General features: G+C 66.0%; 15 protein-coding genes and 1 tRNA gene. 5 read left to right on the top strand and 11 right to left on the bottom strand.

The window, feature by feature from the left end; translation table 11 throughout:
* Positions 1–18: 18 nt before the first annotated feature.
* The 10 genes from RBB39_RS19560 to bioB all read right to left on the bottom strand — a co-directional run bounded on the left by RBB39_RS19560 (position 19) and on the right by bioB (position 9,820).
* Positions 19–1,605, bottom strand: a complete 1,587-nt coding sequence (locus RBB39_RS19560; protein WP_249742712.1) for an SLC13 family permease — start codon at positions 1,603–1,605, stop codon at positions 19–21.
* Positions 1,606–1,888: 283 nt separating this feature from the next.
* Entirely contained in the window at positions 1,889–2,614 is a 726-nt protein-coding gene (locus RBB39_RS19555; protein ID WP_253029348.1) for a hypothetical protein, read from the bottom strand.
* Between the two features lie 153 nt (positions 2,615–2,767).
* Positions 2,768–3,895 carry an HlyD family secretion protein gene (locus RBB39_RS19550; protein ID WP_108132881.1) on the bottom strand — a complete coding sequence of 376 codons (1,128 nt, stop codon included), beginning with the start codon at positions 3,893–3,895 and terminating at the stop codon, positions 2,768–2,770.
* Positions 3,895–4,299, bottom strand: a complete 405-nt coding sequence (locus RBB39_RS22820; protein ID WP_366078351.1) for a DUF3302 domain-containing protein — start codon at positions 4,297–4,299, stop codon at positions 3,895–3,897. Before RBB39_RS22820 ends, RBB39_RS19550 begins: the two co-directional genes overlap by 1 nt.
* A gap of 284 nt (positions 4,300–4,583) precedes the next feature.
* Positions 4,584–4,668 (bottom strand) — tRNA-Leu (locus RBB39_RS19540).
* Positions 4,669–4,818: 150 nt separating this feature from the next.
* The gene (gene bioD, locus RBB39_RS19535) at positions 4,819–5,511 is read right to left on the bottom strand and encodes a dethiobiotin synthase (protein WP_253029402.1); all 693 of its coding nucleotides are present in this window, start codon (positions 5,509–5,511) and stop codon (positions 4,819–4,821) included.
* An 84-nt stretch (positions 5,512–5,595) separates the two neighbouring features.
* On the bottom strand, positions 5,596–6,594 hold the full coding sequence (locus tag RBB39_RS19530) for a methyltransferase domain-containing protein (protein ID WP_253029403.1): 999 nt from the start codon (positions 6,592–6,594) through the stop codon (positions 5,596–5,598).
* Positions 6,591–7,493 carry an alpha/beta fold hydrolase gene (locus RBB39_RS19525; protein ID WP_253029404.1) on the bottom strand — a complete coding sequence of 301 codons (903 nt, stop codon included), beginning with the start codon at positions 7,491–7,493 and terminating at the stop codon, positions 6,591–6,593. Before RBB39_RS19525 ends, RBB39_RS19530 begins: the two co-directional genes overlap by 4 nt.
* On the bottom strand, positions 7,490–8,662 hold the full coding sequence (gene bioF, locus RBB39_RS19520) for an 8-amino-7-oxononanoate synthase (protein ID WP_222569809.1): 1,173 nt from the start codon (positions 8,660–8,662) through the stop codon (positions 7,490–7,492). Before bioF ends, RBB39_RS19525 begins: the two co-directional genes overlap by 4 nt.
* Before the next feature lie 63 nt (positions 8,663–8,725).
* Entirely contained in the window at positions 8,726–9,820 is a 1,095-nt protein-coding gene (bioB, locus tag RBB39_RS19515; RefSeq protein WP_045993967.1) for a biotin synthase BioB, read from the bottom strand.
* 60 nt (positions 9,821–9,880) lie between these two features.
* On the opposite strand from bioB, the gene RBB39_RS19510 reads away from it, so the two are divergent.
* The gene (locus RBB39_RS19510; protein ID WP_253029405.1) at positions 9,881–10,699 is read left to right on the top strand and encodes a ComF family protein; all 819 of its coding nucleotides are present in this window, start codon (positions 9,881–9,883) and stop codon (positions 10,697–10,699) included.
* A gap of 51 nt (positions 10,700–10,750) precedes the next feature.
* Positions 10,751–11,743, top strand: a complete 993-nt coding sequence (locus tag RBB39_RS19505; RefSeq protein ID WP_045993968.1) for a serine/threonine protein kinase — start codon at positions 10,751–10,753, stop codon at positions 11,741–11,743.
* Positions 11,744–11,789: 46 nt separating this feature from the next.
* Here RBB39_RS19505 and RBB39_RS19500 read toward each other — a convergent pair whose 3' ends face one another.
* A complete protein-coding gene (locus RBB39_RS19500; protein ID WP_108132873.1) occupies positions 11,790–12,371 on the bottom strand; it encodes a hypothetical protein in 582 nt (193 codons plus the stop codon).
* Between the two features lie 458 nt (positions 12,372–12,829).
* Here RBB39_RS19500 and folE point away from each other — a divergent pair, with 458 nt between their 5' ends.
* From folE to RBB39_RS19485, 3 genes are all read left to right on the top strand, one after another.
* On the top strand, positions 12,830–13,387 hold the full coding sequence (gene folE / locus RBB39_RS19495; protein WP_045993969.1) for a GTP cyclohydrolase I FolE: 558 nt from the start codon (positions 12,830–12,832) through the stop codon (positions 13,385–13,387).
* An 85-nt stretch (positions 13,388–13,472) separates the two neighbouring features.
* A complete protein-coding gene (gene folX / locus RBB39_RS19490) occupies positions 13,473–13,892 on the top strand; it encodes a dihydroneopterin triphosphate 2'-epimerase (RefSeq protein WP_045993970.1) in 420 nt (139 codons plus the stop codon).
* A 129-nt stretch (positions 13,893–14,021) separates the two neighbouring features.
* Positions 14,022–15,482 carry an NAD-dependent succinate-semialdehyde dehydrogenase gene (locus RBB39_RS19485; RefSeq protein ID WP_045993971.1) on the top strand — a complete coding sequence of 487 codons (1,461 nt, stop codon included), beginning with the start codon at positions 14,022–14,024 and terminating at the stop codon, positions 15,480–15,482.
* Positions 15,483–15,626: the final 144 nt, after the last annotated feature.

Genomic DNA, 15,626 nt, shown 5'->3' with positions numbered 1-15,626 from the left:
GCCAATAGCGCGGACGCTCTAGAATTGCAGACCCAGGGCCAGCCCCCCGAGTACGTAGCAGAACAGGGTGATCAGGGCGACGCCGATCACGTTGAGCACGATCCCGCCACGGGCCATCTGCGAGATGGTGACGGCGCCGGAGCCGAACACGATGGCGTTGGGCGGCGTGCCCACCGGCAGCATGAAGGCGCAGGTCGCGGCGAAGGCGGCAGGTATCAGCAGCGTCATGGCGTCGGCGCCAATGCCGACGGCGACCCCGCCCAGCACCGGGATGAAGGTCGCGGCGGTGGCAGTGTTGGAGGTGATCTCGGTAAGAAACAGCACGATCGTCGTCACCGCCACCACCAGCGCCACCATCGGCAGCGCTCCCAGCGCGCTGACCTGTTCGCCGAACCAGCCGTCGAGCCCTGACGCTGCCACCGCGCTGGCCAGCGACAGGCCGCCGCCGAACAGCAGCAGTACGCCCCAGGGCAGGCCATCCTCGGCGTCCTGCCAGTCCAGCACCATGTCGCCCTTGGCGTTGCCCGGCAGGAAAAACAGCACGATACCGGCGCCGATGGCGATGGCGGTGTCATTCAAGGCGTCAAGGAACGAAAACCAGTCGCCGATCAGCGGCAGGCTGGCGATCAGCCCCGGCACCACCCACAGAAAGGCCGCGCCGGCGAACACGAACATCACCATGCGTTCGCCCTGGCCGAGCGGTCCCAGGTGATCGAGCTGGTCTTCGATCATCGCCTTGCCGCCGGGAATCTCATCGAGCTTGAAGCGATAGAGCACCCGGGTCATGAGTACCCAGCCGATCAGGATAAAGGTCAGCGCCAGGGGCAGACCGACCATCATCCACTGCAGGAACCCGATGTCCCGGCCCAGTTCGTCGGCGGCGTAGCCGGCGACGATGGCGTTGGGGGGAGAGCCCAGCAGGGTGCCAAGCCCGCCCATGGAGGCCGACCAGGCGATGGCCAGTACCAGGCAGACACCGAAGCTGCGGATGTTGTCATCCTTGATGATGTCCGAGACGCGGCCGCCCTTGTGCAGGTCTTCTCCGACCGCGTCACTGTCCTGTGAGCTCGAGCGTTCCACCACCAGGGTCAGCACCGACAGCGCAATCGGCAGCATCATCAGGGTGGTGGCGGTGTTGGACACCCACATGGACAGAAAACCGGTGGCCAGCATCATGCCGAGCACGATACGACGAGGTTCGACCCCGACGCGATGCAGGGTGGTCAGGGCGATACGCCGGTGCAGTTGCCACTTTTCCATGGCGATGGCGATCAGAAATCCACCGAGAAACAGAAACACGATGGAGCTGGCGTAGGGAGCGGTGGCCTCGGACACCGAGCGTTCGGTCAGCATGGGAATCAACACGATGGGCAGCAGCGAGGTGACCGACAGCGGAATCGCCTCGGTCATCCACCAGATCGCCATCAGGGTGCCGATGGCGGCCACCCAGCGGGCATCTGGCGACATCGACTCGGCACCCCCAAGGGCCACCCAGACCATGGCCGCACCGGCCAGCCCGAAGGCCCGCAACGACCAGATCAGCCGAGGCGAGCGTCCGCCGCTGTCGCTGTCAACGTCCTGTTGTTGTGTAAGTGACTCTGCCATGGGGCCTCCCGCCGATCGCGAAGATGGATGTGACACTGCGGTGATGTACCGCCATCTCAGCGTAGACGAGGGCCAGGGACGCCGAGTTTGGGGGCCGACGTCGGCGAACAGGATGGAGCGAACCGGCACAGCCTGATAGGTCATCCTCTCGGGCGGGGACCAGGTGGCGAGAAGCGAGAGACGAAAGACGAAAGACGAAAGACGAAAGACGAAAGACGAAAGACGAAAGGCGGGCCGAGAGACTAAAGACGAGAGGTGAGAGACGAGAGGCTGTCTGCGGACCTCAGACAACGGCGTCAGACGGGGCCTTTGGGGTGACGTCATCGAGTCGATGGTAACTGGCCAGCAGGCGGCGGCTGACGCGAACATTGTTGTGAAGCCGCTGTCTGTCGTCATTGGACGTCGACGCCTCGCCATGGCGCTCGAGACAGGCTTCGGCCCGATCCAGCAGTTCGCCAAGCTGGGCGGGAGTAAAGTCGTGGCCCGATGATGTCCGTTGCGAGGCAGGCAGGGAGGCGTCCTGCGGCAGCAGTTCCAGGATGCGGTGGTACTGGCTATGCAGCAGACGCTGGAGGGCGCGGGCGAGTTCCTGTGACAGGTCGGCCTGAAGGCCTTCGGTAGCGACCTTGTCGTCAAGTTCCAGCAGTGCCGGTACACGGGGATCGACGCCGTGGATGGCGTGTTCGCCTTCGGGGTGCTTCAGCGTCAGCGGTATCAGCATGCGGTAGAGATGAAGGCGGTCGCGCTCCAGCGATTTGCGCGTGGCGTCGGCTTCCTGGCTCAGGCGGTTGAACTTGACCTGGGCGCCGAGGGCGTTGATCTGACTGACCGAACGGGAATAGCCGATCACCAGCGCGCTGACGAGACCCAACGAGAACAGCGATACCGCTGCACCTCCGTTGACGTCGTCGCGACTGTCCAGCAGCCAATAGCTCAGAGCGGCGCTGGCGATGACGATCACCAGTGCCACCCAGGTATTGGTGCGCGTTGATTCCTTCCTGCTGTGCATCCTTGCCCCCCGCCCCCAGCCACCTGGTGTGCCTTTCGTCGGGTACACCAGGAAAGGCTGGGTGCTGTCTGTCGCTCCCTGGTTCGCCACGCTGGGCGAACCTGACTGGGGCCAGCCTAGCAGCGGGTCAGCGTCGGCGAAACGCCTGTCGACTCAGTGGTCGATGTAGACATAGTGCTGCCAGCCGAGCATGCGCAACAGCACCTTGCGCATGATGGCGACGTGGTGGAAGTGCTCGGTGTAGACCGCTGCCTGGGCGCCGATGCCCAGCGGCATGTCCGGCATATCCTGGCCCGGGGCGAGCTTCAGGGTCACCAGCGCAGGGGCGTCGGTCCTGGCGAAGGCGTCGGCGCCCAGCAGTCGATCACCGGCGGCGACCTGGGACTCGGCGATGGCCGGCAGCACCTCGATGACTTCGGCGGCGAACACCTGGCCCGGCAGGGCGGTGAAGGTCAGTTCGGCCTCGTCGCCTGGCTGGATGCGGTTGAGCGCCTGCTGGCGGAAGGCGCCGGTAAAGCGGCCGGGTTCGTCATGCACGAAGACCCCCAGTGGCTTTAGCGGCAGCGGTACCGCCATCATTCCCGGGCGCACCGCGAGCTGTGTCAGAAAGCCGTCCGTGGGAGCGCGGATGACCGTGTTTTGCAGATCATATTGTGCCTCGGCCAGTTGGGCGCGCTTGGCGACGACCAACGGGTCCTCGTCGTCGCCGTCGGGGCGCTGTTCGGCGCGGGCCCGCTCGAGGGCGGCCTCGGCCTGGGCGACACGTGCAGCCGCGGTCTGGGCATTCTGGGAGGCTTCGTCGATCTGCTGCCGGCTGAAGGCCGAGGAGGCGGCCTGATAACGTGCCAGGGTCCGACTGGCCTGATCTCTATCGGCCTGGGCCGCCACCAGGTTGGCCTCGGCCTCGGCAACGCCGGCACTGCGACTGTCGGAATTGCGCAGGGCGTCTTCGAGCTCCGCCGTCAGCCGCTCTACACGGGACTCGAACTGGGTGGCGTCCAGGATGAACAGCGGGGTACCGGCCTCGACCAGGGTGTTGGGGTCGACCTCGACGGAGCTGACCCGGGCCCGGACCTCGGATACCAGCGGCGTCACCGCGTAGGCCTGGCGAACCTGGCGGGTAAAGGGATGGTTGTAGTTCATCAGCAGCACCAGGGTCGCGACCACGATGATGCCGCCGAGTACCGCAGTGGGGACCGTCCACTTGTTGAGCGGGATGCGGAAGATCTTGAACACGGCGATACACAGCGCCGCATAGGTCAGCACGATAAGCAGATCCATCAGTCCTGACCTCCCTGGGTATTGCCGGACGTAGATTGGGCGCGAGCCGGTTGCTCGGCCTGGAGCGACGGCGCTAAGGCCTCCTGGGCGTCGAGCCGCTGGCGCAGGTGGTCGAGTTCGAGGCGTAACTCGTCGATCTCGCTGCGCTCTCGCGCCTGTTCTTCCTCGATCTGCTTGAAGCCCCAGCCGCGATCCGGCCGGTAGAGGGTGGCCCAGATCCACAGGAAGGGCCACAGCACATGCAGGGTGAACAGGCTGACCCAGCCGGCGACGTGGATCGCGTCCTGGTGCGGATGGTCGCGCTTCTTGGCGATACCGTAGGGGATGTCGTGGATGACGATGACACCGTAGAACAGGGTCAACACCACGAAGCACAGGATGCCGAGGGCAAAGTAGTTCAGCATGCAATGACCTTTTTTCGCGGACCTGCGCAACGTGCGAGGTCGATTTCAATCATGGAACATGCATGTAACGATAGCAGGATCGAGCCCTGACAAAGCCAACGGATGCTTAGGCGGCGTCAACGGGGAGCTAGGCGTGTCGAAGCTAGGGCGCGTCGAGGCTAGGGCGTATCGAAGCTAGGGCGTGTCGAAGCAAGGGCCAGGGGCCGAGCCGACAGGAGGAAGGTCAAGAAGAATGCTGGACCTGAGGTCGAATGAAGTGTGCTCGCTCGACGGGTCCGAAAAGATGGTGCGGATGGGGAGACTCGAACTCCCACGCGCTAAGGCACTAGAACCTAAATCTAGCGTGTCTACCAATTCCACCACATCCGCACGCGGGGTAGGCGGGGCATATTTTACGTTGCCGGCCTGGCAAGTCAAACACTTCCGTGAGGTGCGCTCGCTTCGATCGAGTCAGGGCCCCGCTATCCGCCCGGACGCTGCGAGCGGCTCGGGGGCGGGGCTGAGGCTTGTGAGGTCGAGCTATGGCAGCGAAAGATGATCGGCGGCCTGATCGGCCAGTGCCCGATGGTCGCTGCCATCGAGGCGAGGAATGATGCCGAGGCAGGGCCCCGGCAGCCTGGCTTCCAGGTGATCGAGGTTGTCCCGGTAGAGGGTTTCATCTTCGGCGAAGCCGGGATCGACAAGGTTGCCGATCCAGCCGACGCAAGGGACGCCATCTGCCTTGAGGGCTTCGGCGGTCAGCAGGGCATGGTTCAGGCAGCCGAGTTTCAGTCCCACCACCAGGATCACCGGAAGCTGAAGGCGTGTGGCGAGCCCCGCCAGGTCCTCATGGTCGTTGAGCGGGACCCGATAACCGCCGGCTCCCTCGACCAGGATCAGATCACGGGGGAGCTCAAGGCTTCCCCCCAGCGTGTGGCAGAGCCTGTCGAGGGACAGGTCCACGCCGGCATAGCGAGCCGCCAGGTGTGGCGCGATGGGGGGCGCGAAGGCGAACGGATTGATGTCGTCATAGGGTACAGACGGCACGCTCTGGGCCTGCAGGGTCAGGGCGTCGATATTACGCAGTCCCTCGGCGGTGGACTCACACCCCGAGGCGATCGGTTTGAGGCCGAGGGTGGTCTGGCCCTGGCGGAGTGCCAGGGCCAGCAGGCCGGAGCTTGCCAGGGTCTTGCCGGCGTCGGTGTCGGTGCCGGTCACAAAGTAGCTTGGCATGGCGAGTGCGGGATCCTGTGCTGCAAGTTTGGTGGCGGTGAAACGACGATGGGGCACCTCACTCAGGGGCGCGGTGGTCAGGCGTCAGCGGTCGAGAATCAACGTCAGCCGCTGGTAGGTCACCGGTAGTCCTTCGGGTCTGCGCAGGTATTCATAGCGGGCCCGCGCCTGTCTTATATCCTGACGGCTCAGCCGGGCGCCGGGACGGGCGACCTGGGCGCCGACGCCCTTGACCGAGGCCATCACGGCGTCCAGGTCCGGGTAGTAGAAGCGCTCGGCACGCTGCTCGAAGGCGGTGGCGGCCCAGCGGCGGGAAAGCACCGCGCGCCGGTGGTCGTCGAGGCTTGCGAAGTCCAGCACTCCACTGGCCTTGCCCGGTTGACGCCAGACCTGGCCGATCTCTGCCAGGGTGCCGGGCAGCAGGGTGTTGAGTACCGCCCGTCCCCCAGGCGCCAGGACGCGATGGAGTTCCGCCAGCACCTGCTCCAGGTCGGGACACCACTGGATGGCCAGATTGGATATCGCCAAGTCGAGACTGGCATCGGCCAGCGGCAGCGCCTGGGCGTCGGCGCAGACCCAGGCGCACGCCGTGGCGCGCGGATGAGGTGATGCCTCTTGTCGACGTGGCTCGGTGCCTCGGTCGTCCTGGGCTATTCGGTCCGGTGTCTGTTGGGTCGGTGTCTGTTGGGCCGGTGTCTGTTGGGTCGGTGTCTGTTGAACCAGTGTCTGGCGAGCCTGTGCCAGCATCGCCGCGGACAGATCCAGCCCCAGCACGCTGGCGTCAGGATAGCGCTCGGCTAGTCCTCGGGTCAGGTCGCCGGGCCCGCAACCCAGATCGAGGATCCGCTCGGCGTGATCTGGCAGGTGGGGCCACAGCGTCTCGGCCATGGCCATCTGGGCGCGCGCCAGTTCTCGGTAGCGCGGGGCCGCCCGCGAGAACGCCCGGGCGACCCGTCGCTGCCAGTCACCGGGTGTGGCATCGGGCGCTGCGGAGACGCCCCTCTGGTCCGGCGCGGCCGTGGCCGAGGCCGTGTCGCTGGAGCACGCGGGCTCGAGCTGGCGCTGCACAAGCGGAGCGTTCATGGCGTCACCTCGTCAAACCCCTGGGCTTCGCGGTCACCATAGTGAGGCCCGCGGCGGCTGGTGGGTGCCTTTCCTTTATCTAGCATGCGCAAGGCGTGGCGCTGAATCGCCTCGGCCAGACGGGCCGGCTGGCTCAGCATCGGGCAGTGTCCGGCGCCTTCGATACGCTCGTCCATGGCCGCGCGTACGGCAGGCGCCAGCAGGGGGTCCGTGGCACCGCACAGGGACGTGGCGGGGACGGGAGTTGCATTATCCGGCGCTTTGCCTGAGACATGGCCTGGCACGCCGCCAAGCAGGTCACCGGTATCGGCGCTTGCCAGGGTGGCGAGGCCCTGCTCCAGGGTGGCGTGATCGGCGCCGATGTCAGGCGTCAGCAGGCTGCGCAGCCGGCGCAGGGCGTCACGGGGCGAGGGCTCGCCGGACAGCTGCCAGCGCAGGAAATGCTCTCGGGCCCTGGTCGGGTCGCGGCGGAAGGTGGCGCGAAAATCAGCCAGCGCGGTCGTTGTCACCCCGTTCGGGTGACAGAAGGCCGGGCCCATGCCGAGCAGCACCAGGCCATCGGGGCCGGGCAGGTGCCGGGTCAGCGCGGCGGCCTGCAACGCCCCGAGCGACCAGCCCACCCAGATGACCGGCTCGCCGTCGCGGGACGACAGGGAAGGCCCCATGGCCTTCGCCAGCGTCTGAATGTCAGAGGACGGGTGTGCCTGCTGCTGGAAAAGCCCCGTGTCTGCGTTTGAGGCGTCTGCGTCCGAGGCACCTGTGTCTGCAAGCGCGGGCCTGCCGCCCATGCCGGGCCAGTCGATGGCCTCCACCGTCACCGAGGTCCCCCAATGGCTCGCCAGCGGTGACCAGATTCTGGCGTCGATGGCCCAACCGGACAGCAGAACCAGCCGGATCATCGGGATGCCCCTGCGCAGGTGGCCGACTCCTGCTTCTGGCAGGTCAAGAGCGCCTCGAGCAGACGGTCGATGTCGTGGTCGTCATGGGCGGCGCTGAGGGTGACACGCAGCCTCGAGGCGCCGGCGGGAACCGTCGGCGGGCGAATGGCGCCCACCCGGATGCCGGCGTCGTCAAGCGTGCTGGCCCAGTCCAGGGTGCGCTGCTCATCGCCGAGCAGGATCGGCTGGATGGGGGTGGCCGACGCCATCAGCGGCAGCTTAAGGCTGGCGGCTTCGCGTCGGAATCGCGCGATCAGCCCATCGAGATGGCGGCGTCGCTCGGGTTCGCCGGCCAGTATCTCGAGAGACTGAAGCGTCGCTGCCGCCACCGGCGGGGGCAGGGCGGTGGTGTAGATGTAAGGGCGGGCGAACTGGATCAGATGCTCGATCAGGGCGTCATCGCCGGCGACGAAGGCACCGGCGGTGCCGAGCGCCTTGCCCAGGGTGCCGACCAGCACGGGGACCCGCTCGCAGCCCAGCCGTCGACCGACGCTACCGTCGCCGTTTTCGCCCAGCACGCCGATGCCATGAGCATCGTCGATCATCAGCCAGGCGCCGTGGCGCCGGCTGAGCTCGGCCAGGCCGTCGACGTCGGCGCAGTCCCCGTCCATGCTGAAGACCCCGTCGCTGATGACCAGGCGGCGGCTGGCGTCCGGCACCCGATCCAGCAGGCGCGCCAGGTCATCAAGGTCGTTGTGGTGATAGCGCCGTGAGCGGGCGCCGGACAGCCGGGCACCGTCGATCAGGGAGGCGTGATTCAGCCGGTCCTGCAGAAGATGCACGCCGCTGTCACAGAGCGCCTGTATCACCCCCAGGTTGGCCATGTAGCCGGTGGAGAACAGCAGCGCCCGGGGGCGTCCGGTGAGGCGTGCCAGGGCTTCTTCGAGTGCCTCGTGCACCGTGCTGTGTCCGGTGACCAGATGTGAGGCACGGGCCCCGGCGCCGAAGCGCCGCGCACCATCGGCGGCGGCCTCGGCCAGGCGCGGGTCAGCGGCCAGACCGAGATAGTCATTGCCGGCCATGTCGAGTCGCTGCGCGTCCTGCCGATGGACACGGCGCTGGCGCCAGCGATGCGCCTCGTGGCGTGCCTGGGCACTCTGGCGCAGGTGGGAATGCCAGTCTGCGCTCATGGGGTGGGCTCCTGGCAGTGATGCGCCGCACTAGCGCAGGGCTGGCAGCGGGCGCACATGGGGCTAGACCGCAGCGTCATAGAACTGGGCGCTGCTGGCTTCCCTGGCCTGGCGCTCGATCTGCCGGGCCAGGACCTGTTCGCGTTCGTCGTCACTGGCACAGGTGTCGCGACGTTCCGGATGCAGGCCAAGCTTGTCGAACAGCGCGCGGTCGCGCTCGACCTGTGGGTTGCCGGTGGTCAGCAGGGTGTCGCCGTAGAAGATCGAGTTGGCGCCGGCCATGAAGGCCAGTGCCTGGGTCGACTCGTCCATTTGCTCCCGCCCGGCGGACAGTCGCACGTGGCTCTTCGGCATCATGATGCGGGCCACCGCGATGGCGCGCAGGTACTCGATGGGGTCGAGGTCCTCGACGTCCTCCAGGGGCGTGCCGGGGACCTTGACCAGCATGTTGATCGGTACCGACTCCGGGTGCGGTGACAGGTTGGCCAGCTGCCTGAGCAGCCCCGCGCGATCACGGGCGGTCTCGCCCATGCCGAGGATGCCGCCGGAGCAGATCTTCATGCCGGCCTGGCGCACATTGCCCAGGGTGTCGAGGCGATCGGCGTAGCTGCGCGTGGTAATGATCTCGCCGTAGTACTCAGGCGAGGTATCCAGATTGTGGTTGTAGTAGTCGAGGCCGGCGTCGGCCAGCTGGTGGGCCTGGGCTTCGTCGACCATGCCGAGGGTCATGCAGGTCTCGAGCCCCAGCGCCTTGACCCTTTTCACCATTTCGATGACCACCTCGAGATCCCGCTGGCGCGGGCTGCGCCAGGCGGCGCCCATGCAGAAACGGCTGGCACCGGCATCGAGTGCGGACTTCGCCTGCTCCACCACCTTTTCGATCTCGAGCAGCTTCTCCTTGTCCAGGCCGGTGTTGTAGTGGCCAGACTGAGGACAGTACTTGCAGTCCTCGGGGCAGGCGCCGGTCTTGATCGACAACAGGGTCGAGACCTGAACGGCGTTGGCATCGAAGTGCTGGCGGTGGACGCACTGGGCCTTGAACAGCAGATCATTGAAGGGCAGGGCGAACAGCGCTTCGATCTCATCGAGCGTCCAGTCGTGACGGGGGGCGGCATCGGCGGCTAGGGTGGAAACTGTGGACGTCGAGTCGGCAGACATGGGTGTCTCGCTATGGTCAACTTTTTAAAATCGGATTGGTTGACGACAAGGATAAGTGGTGTGGCGAAGCTGTCAACCTGCGTGATCGGCAAGGTTGACCATGGCGTGGCGAAGCTGATGGCGGATCGCTGCCTGTTCTGCCTGGCGACCCTGGCGCCAGGGCCAGGGCCAGGGTCAGGGGAAGGGTCAGGGTCAAGATCGGGGCTCGCGGTGATTGCTGCGCCGGGTCCTGTGACCGTCCTGCTGTGTGATCCCTGCCGCCGAGGGCTTGACCTCAATCGTTGTCCCTGCGAGGGCTGTGGCGAACCCTTGCCCGGGCACCGCTGGCGGCGTCCGGCGGGTGAACGCCTGTGCGGTCGCTGTCTGGTGGAGCCCTTCAGCTTCCATGAGGTGCGGACGCCGCTGATCTACCGCGACGAGATCAGGCGTCTCGTCCAGCGCTTCAAGGCCGAGGCCCATCTGCCCAGCGCCCAGTTGCTGGTCGCACTGTTTCTGGAGGCGTCACTCGCGGGCGAGAATGGCGTGCCTGACGCTCTGATCGGGGTGCCACGTCATCCCGCCAGGGCCAGGCGCTTTGGCTTCGATCAGGGCCAGTGGCTGGCCTGCGAGCTGGGGCGTCGGCTCGGCGTGCCGGTGAGGCGGGCCTGGCGGCGTCGCGATGATCGCCCCCAGCATGAGCTCGGTTCGCGGGCCCGTCGTCGCATCGCGTCGGGTATGTTTGGTATCGCGTCAGGGCTGCCTCGGCACGTGGCGCTGGTCGATGACGTCATGACCACCGGGGCCACCCTTGAGCGGCTGGCGCAGGCCTGTCGCCGGGCGGGGGCACGCCGGGTAGACGCCTGGGCGCTGGCGAGGACGCCGCCACCCTGGCTCTGTTAAGCTCGGCGCCTCTCGCCTCGTTTGATATTTGTGCTTTTACCCGGAGCCCCCATGACCACGACCCCCACGCCCTTCAGTGAACTTTCTCCGCAGCGCGTGGTGGAGGCGATCGAATCACTGGGCTTGTGGCTGCCCGGCGAGCCCTTTGCGCTCAACAGCTACGAGAACCGCGTCTATCTGGTGCAGGACGATGACCGCAAGCGTTGGGTGGCCAAGTTCTACCGCCCTGACCGGTTGAGCGATGAGGCCATCGGCGAGGAGCACGCCTTCCTGCGTGAGCTCGACGATGCCGGGGTGGCGGTGGCGGCCCCCTGGCGCAACGACGCTGGCGAGAGCCTGCACCGGGCGGGGGGCTACCGCGTGGCGCTGTTTCCCCACCTGCCCGGCCAGGCGCCCGAGCTCGAGAACCCCGACCATCTGTTCGCCCTGGGTGAGCTGATAGGACGCGTGCACGAGGTGGGCCGGCGCGGCGAGTTCGCCCATCGCTGTCGGCAGGAGCCCCGCGCCATGGCCGAACAGGCTCGTCGCACGGTACTCGAGAGTCCCTGGTTGAGCGAGCGTCAGCGCAAGGCCTACGAGCGCATCTCGCAGCAGTTGATCGAGGCGCTGGCACCACCCGCGGGTGTCAGCGCACCCATGCAGAGGGTTCACGGCGACTGCCATATCGGCAATATGCTGGGGCGGGAGGATCGCTTTGCGCTGGTCGATTTCGACGACGCGATGATGGCGCCGGCGGTACAGGACCTGTGGATGCTGTTCACCGCCCAGGGGCCGGAGGAAAGGGCGATGCAGCTATCGGAGGTGATCGAGGGCTACGAGCAGGTGATCGATTTCGATCGCCAGCAGCTCGCCCTGATCGAACCGCTTCGCGCCTTGAGGTTGATGCGCCATAGCGCCTGGGTGGTGGCGCGCTGGAACGATCCGGCCTTTCCCCGGGCGTTTCCCTGGGTCGCCGACGCCGGCTACTGGGACGAGCACATCCGCCAGCTGGAGCATCAACGCCTGGCCCTGGCGGATTCCGAGCGCTGGCTGGCGGGTGGCTGACAGATGGGGTCTGGCGGACGCCGTGTGCTGTCCGCCATAGGTGGCGCTACTCGGACGGAGTGGTCTGGCTCGACGGGGTGGCCTGCTTGGTTTCGTTGTCGGCGTCTTCGCCACGACGTTCGGCGTTAAGCTGCGCAGACGGGTTGGGCATCTGCTCGATGGCCAGCGGTTCGGTTAGTTCTAGCTGAAACACGCGGTCGGCGTCCAGGCGGCAGCCGCCGTCATCGCAGGCGGCGATGCCGAACTGGCCATCCTCGTCATAGGCGCCGGCGATGAGTTCGCCGGAGTAGATGTGGCTTTCGCCGCCATCGGTCTCGACGCAGGTGAGGGCCTCGGTGGTGATACGCAGGCGTTGGCCATCGCGCTTGGCGTCGCCGACCAGCACGCAGTAGTGGGGCAGGTCGGTGCGTCCCTCGGCATCGGCGGCGGGCTTGAGCATGACATCATCGAGCCGCTGTCCGGCGGAGTCGAGGTCGATGCCTTCGATAATGCTGACATCGATGCGTGCCTGGGCGGGTAGCTCCAGGCTGTCCGCCATAGCGGGCGTCATGCTGGTCAGGGCGCTGAAGGTCAGAATGGCGACGAGGGGCGTGCTGGGCCGGGCAAGCAGGCGGCGAAGGGCAGGCATTGGCGATTCTCGCGATATGGCTGGCGAAATGCGGGCAACAGGACGGGTAGCTGCATGGAGACATGCCACCGACAGTGTCGCCTGGCACATGGACACCCTGATGACGATAGCACAGGGCTGTCGGGTGGACAGCTATCGCTCTCGTTGCGCGACACTCTGTCACGTACCTCGTCGCGACGGCGGCGGCAATCTCCTCAATCGGCCTTGGCAACGGGCTTTTGCAGCGGGCTGTCGCAAGGGGCTGTCGCAAGATCGGGTGTCGCGCCGATTTCTCGCCAATGATGGGGGGGACGGTGGGCAAAAACGCCAGGCGAACTGCGGAAGGCGACACGCTGCGGTAGACTATCGCTCACGCAATGCAAAAGCTATACTTCCAAAATTCTTTGTACAGGTTTTGTGGAGCCAGGCGGGCCGCCTGGTGTTCGCCCGAGCCGACGACTCCCCTGAAGGGCTGGATCATGACTGACGAACTCGCCAATCACTATCGACACATCATTGAGGAACTGGGCGAAGACCCGGAGCGAGAAGGGTTGGTGGATACGCCCAAGCGTGCTGCCAAGGCCATGCAGTTTCTCAACCGCGGCTACACCCAGTCGCTGGAAGAGATCGTCAATGGTGCGGTGTTTTCGTCCGAGACCGACGAGATGGTGCTGGTCAAGGACATCGAGCTGTACTCCATGTGCGAGCATCACCTGCTGCCCTTCATCGGCAAGTGCCATATCGCCTACCTGCCCAACGGCAAGGTGCTGGGACTGTCCAAGTTTGCCCGGATCGTCGACATGTACGCCCGCCGCATGCAGATCCAGGAGAATCTGACCCGTCAGATCGCCGATGCCGTGCTGCAGGTCACCGATGCCCGGGGCGTGGCCGTGGTGGTGGAGGCGCGACACCTGTGCATGATGATGCGAGGGGTCGAAAAGCAGAATTCCAGCATGACGTCCTCGGTGATGCTGGGGGCCTTCCGCGAGAAGCCGAGCACCCGTCAGGAGTTCCTGACGTTGGTCAACAGCCGCTGAGGGGCCGATTCTACGGCCGCCGCACGAAGCGCTGAAGCCGACGCTTTTCGTTTACCGCTTTCAAGCATGACGCACGGGAGGGGCCATGTCCCTGCATGTACTGGGTGACCAGCACCTGGATCACGACCTTGCCACCATCCGCATCAAGAACCTGCGGTTGAGGACCTTCATCGGCATCAAGGAGGAGGAGATCCTCAATCGCCAGGACGTGGTGATCAATGCGGTGATCCGCTACCGCGCCGACAAGGCGGTGGCGTTCAATCATATCGAACAGGCGCTCAACTACCGCACCATCACCAAGCAGGTGATCGCGCTGGTGGAGGAGAACCGCTTTCAGTTGCTGGAGCGGATGACCCGCGAAGTGCTGGACCTGATCATGAGTCACGAGCAGGTGCTGACCACCCAGGTGGAGATCGACAAGCCCCATGCGCTGCGCTTTGCCGACTCGGTGTCGATCACGCTGTCGGCCTCGAGGGCACCGCGGGATCAGGATTCGGTGAGTTGAGGCGACGGCTTCGAGTTGGCGATCGGCCAGCGGAACGCTTAGCATGAAAGCTATATGGTCGTCGCGCAGTCGCTGAAGCGTCGTCGCAAGTCAATGCAGTTTTCCGTCAAGCCCGAGCCAGGAGCCTTCATGAAAGCCCTTAACGACATGCCGCTGTTTCGCCCCTTTGCCTATATCGACGGAAGCTGGGTGGCGGCCGACAGCGGGGAGCAGATCGACATCGTCAATCCGGCCAGTGGCGAGACCATCGCCCAGGTGCCTCGCCTGGGTCGCGCCGAGACCGAGGCGGCGATCGACGCGGCCGACGCCGCCCTGCCGGCCTGGCGCGCGCTGACGGCCCAGGAGCGGGCAGACATCCTGATGAAGTGGTACGAGCTGATGCTCGAACATCAGGACGAGCTGGCCACCATCATGACCCTCGAACAGGGCAAGCCGCTCAAGGAAGCCGCCGGCGAGATCGTCTACGCCGCCAGTTTCCTGCGCTGGTTCGCCGAGGAAGGACGCCGGGTCTACGGTGAGACCATTCCGGCGGCCAAGGCCAACCAGCGTATCGTGGTGACCAAGCAGCCGGTGGGTGTCTGCGGCGCCATCACGCCTTGGAACTTCCCCGCCGCCATGATCACCCGCAAGGCCGGCGCGGCCCTGGCGGCAGGCTGCACCATCGTGGTCAAGCCGGCCAGTCAGACCCCGCTGTCGGCCACCGCGCTTGCGCTGCTTGCCGAGCGCGCCGGGGTACCGCGTGGGGTGTTCAACGTGGTGCCGGGGTCGGCCAGCGAGATCGCCGCGGCCCTGACCGAATCGCCGGTGGTGCGCAAGATCACCTTCACCGGCTCCACCGAGGTGGGGCGTACCCTGATGTCCCAGGCGGCCCAGCATATCCAGAAGATCTCGCTGGAGCTTGGCGGCAACGCACCGTTCATCGTGTTCGAGGACGCCGATCTGGACGCGGCGGTGGACGGCGCCATGGCTGCCAAGTTCCGCAATGCCGGCCAGACCTGCGTGTGTACCAATCGCTTCCTGGTGCAGTCCAGCGTCATCAACGCCTTCAGCGAGAAGCTGGCGGTGGCCATGAACAGCGAACTGACTGTCGGCGACGGCACCACCGAGGGTGTCAACATCGGACCGCTGATCGACGACAAGGCGGTGGGCAAGGTCAACGAGCATGTCCAGGACGCGGTGGACAAGGGTGCCGAGCTGTGGATCGGTGGCCACCCCCATCCGCTGGGTGGCAACTACTTCACGCCGACCCTGGTCAGCGGTGCCACCAGCGAGATGAAGGTGGCCCGGGAAGAGACCTTTGGTCCGCTGGCGGCGGTATTCCCCTTCGATGACGAGGAGGACGCCATCGAACTGGCCAACGACACCGAGTTCGGTCTGGCGGCCTACTTCTACTCGAAGGACCTGGGCCGGGTGTGGCGAGTGGCCGACGCCCTCGAGTACGGCATGGTCGGCATCAATACCGGCCTGATCTCCAACGCCGCGGCGCCCTTCGGTGGGGTCAAGGCCTCCGGCCTCGGTCGCGAAGGCGGGCACCAGGGCCTGGCCGAGTTCCTCGAGACCAAGTACCTGTGCATCGACCTCGGCGAGTAAGCCTCAGACTGCCGCCATCCTGCAGGTGGCGGCAGCGCGCTCAGCGATAGCACACACACAAGGGCCCCGACGCATGCGTCGGGGCCCTTGTCGTAGATTGGCGCTTAGATTGGCGGGCGGCTCCTGGGTGGGCCGGAACCGGCG

Source organism: Halomonas sp. MMSF_3323, from assembly GCF_030733595.1.
GTDB classification, from domain to species: Bacteria; Pseudomonadota; Gammaproteobacteria; order Pseudomonadales; family Halomonadaceae; genus Halomonas; species Halomonas litopenaei.
This window is presented reverse-complemented; position numbering and strand designations above follow the sequence as displayed.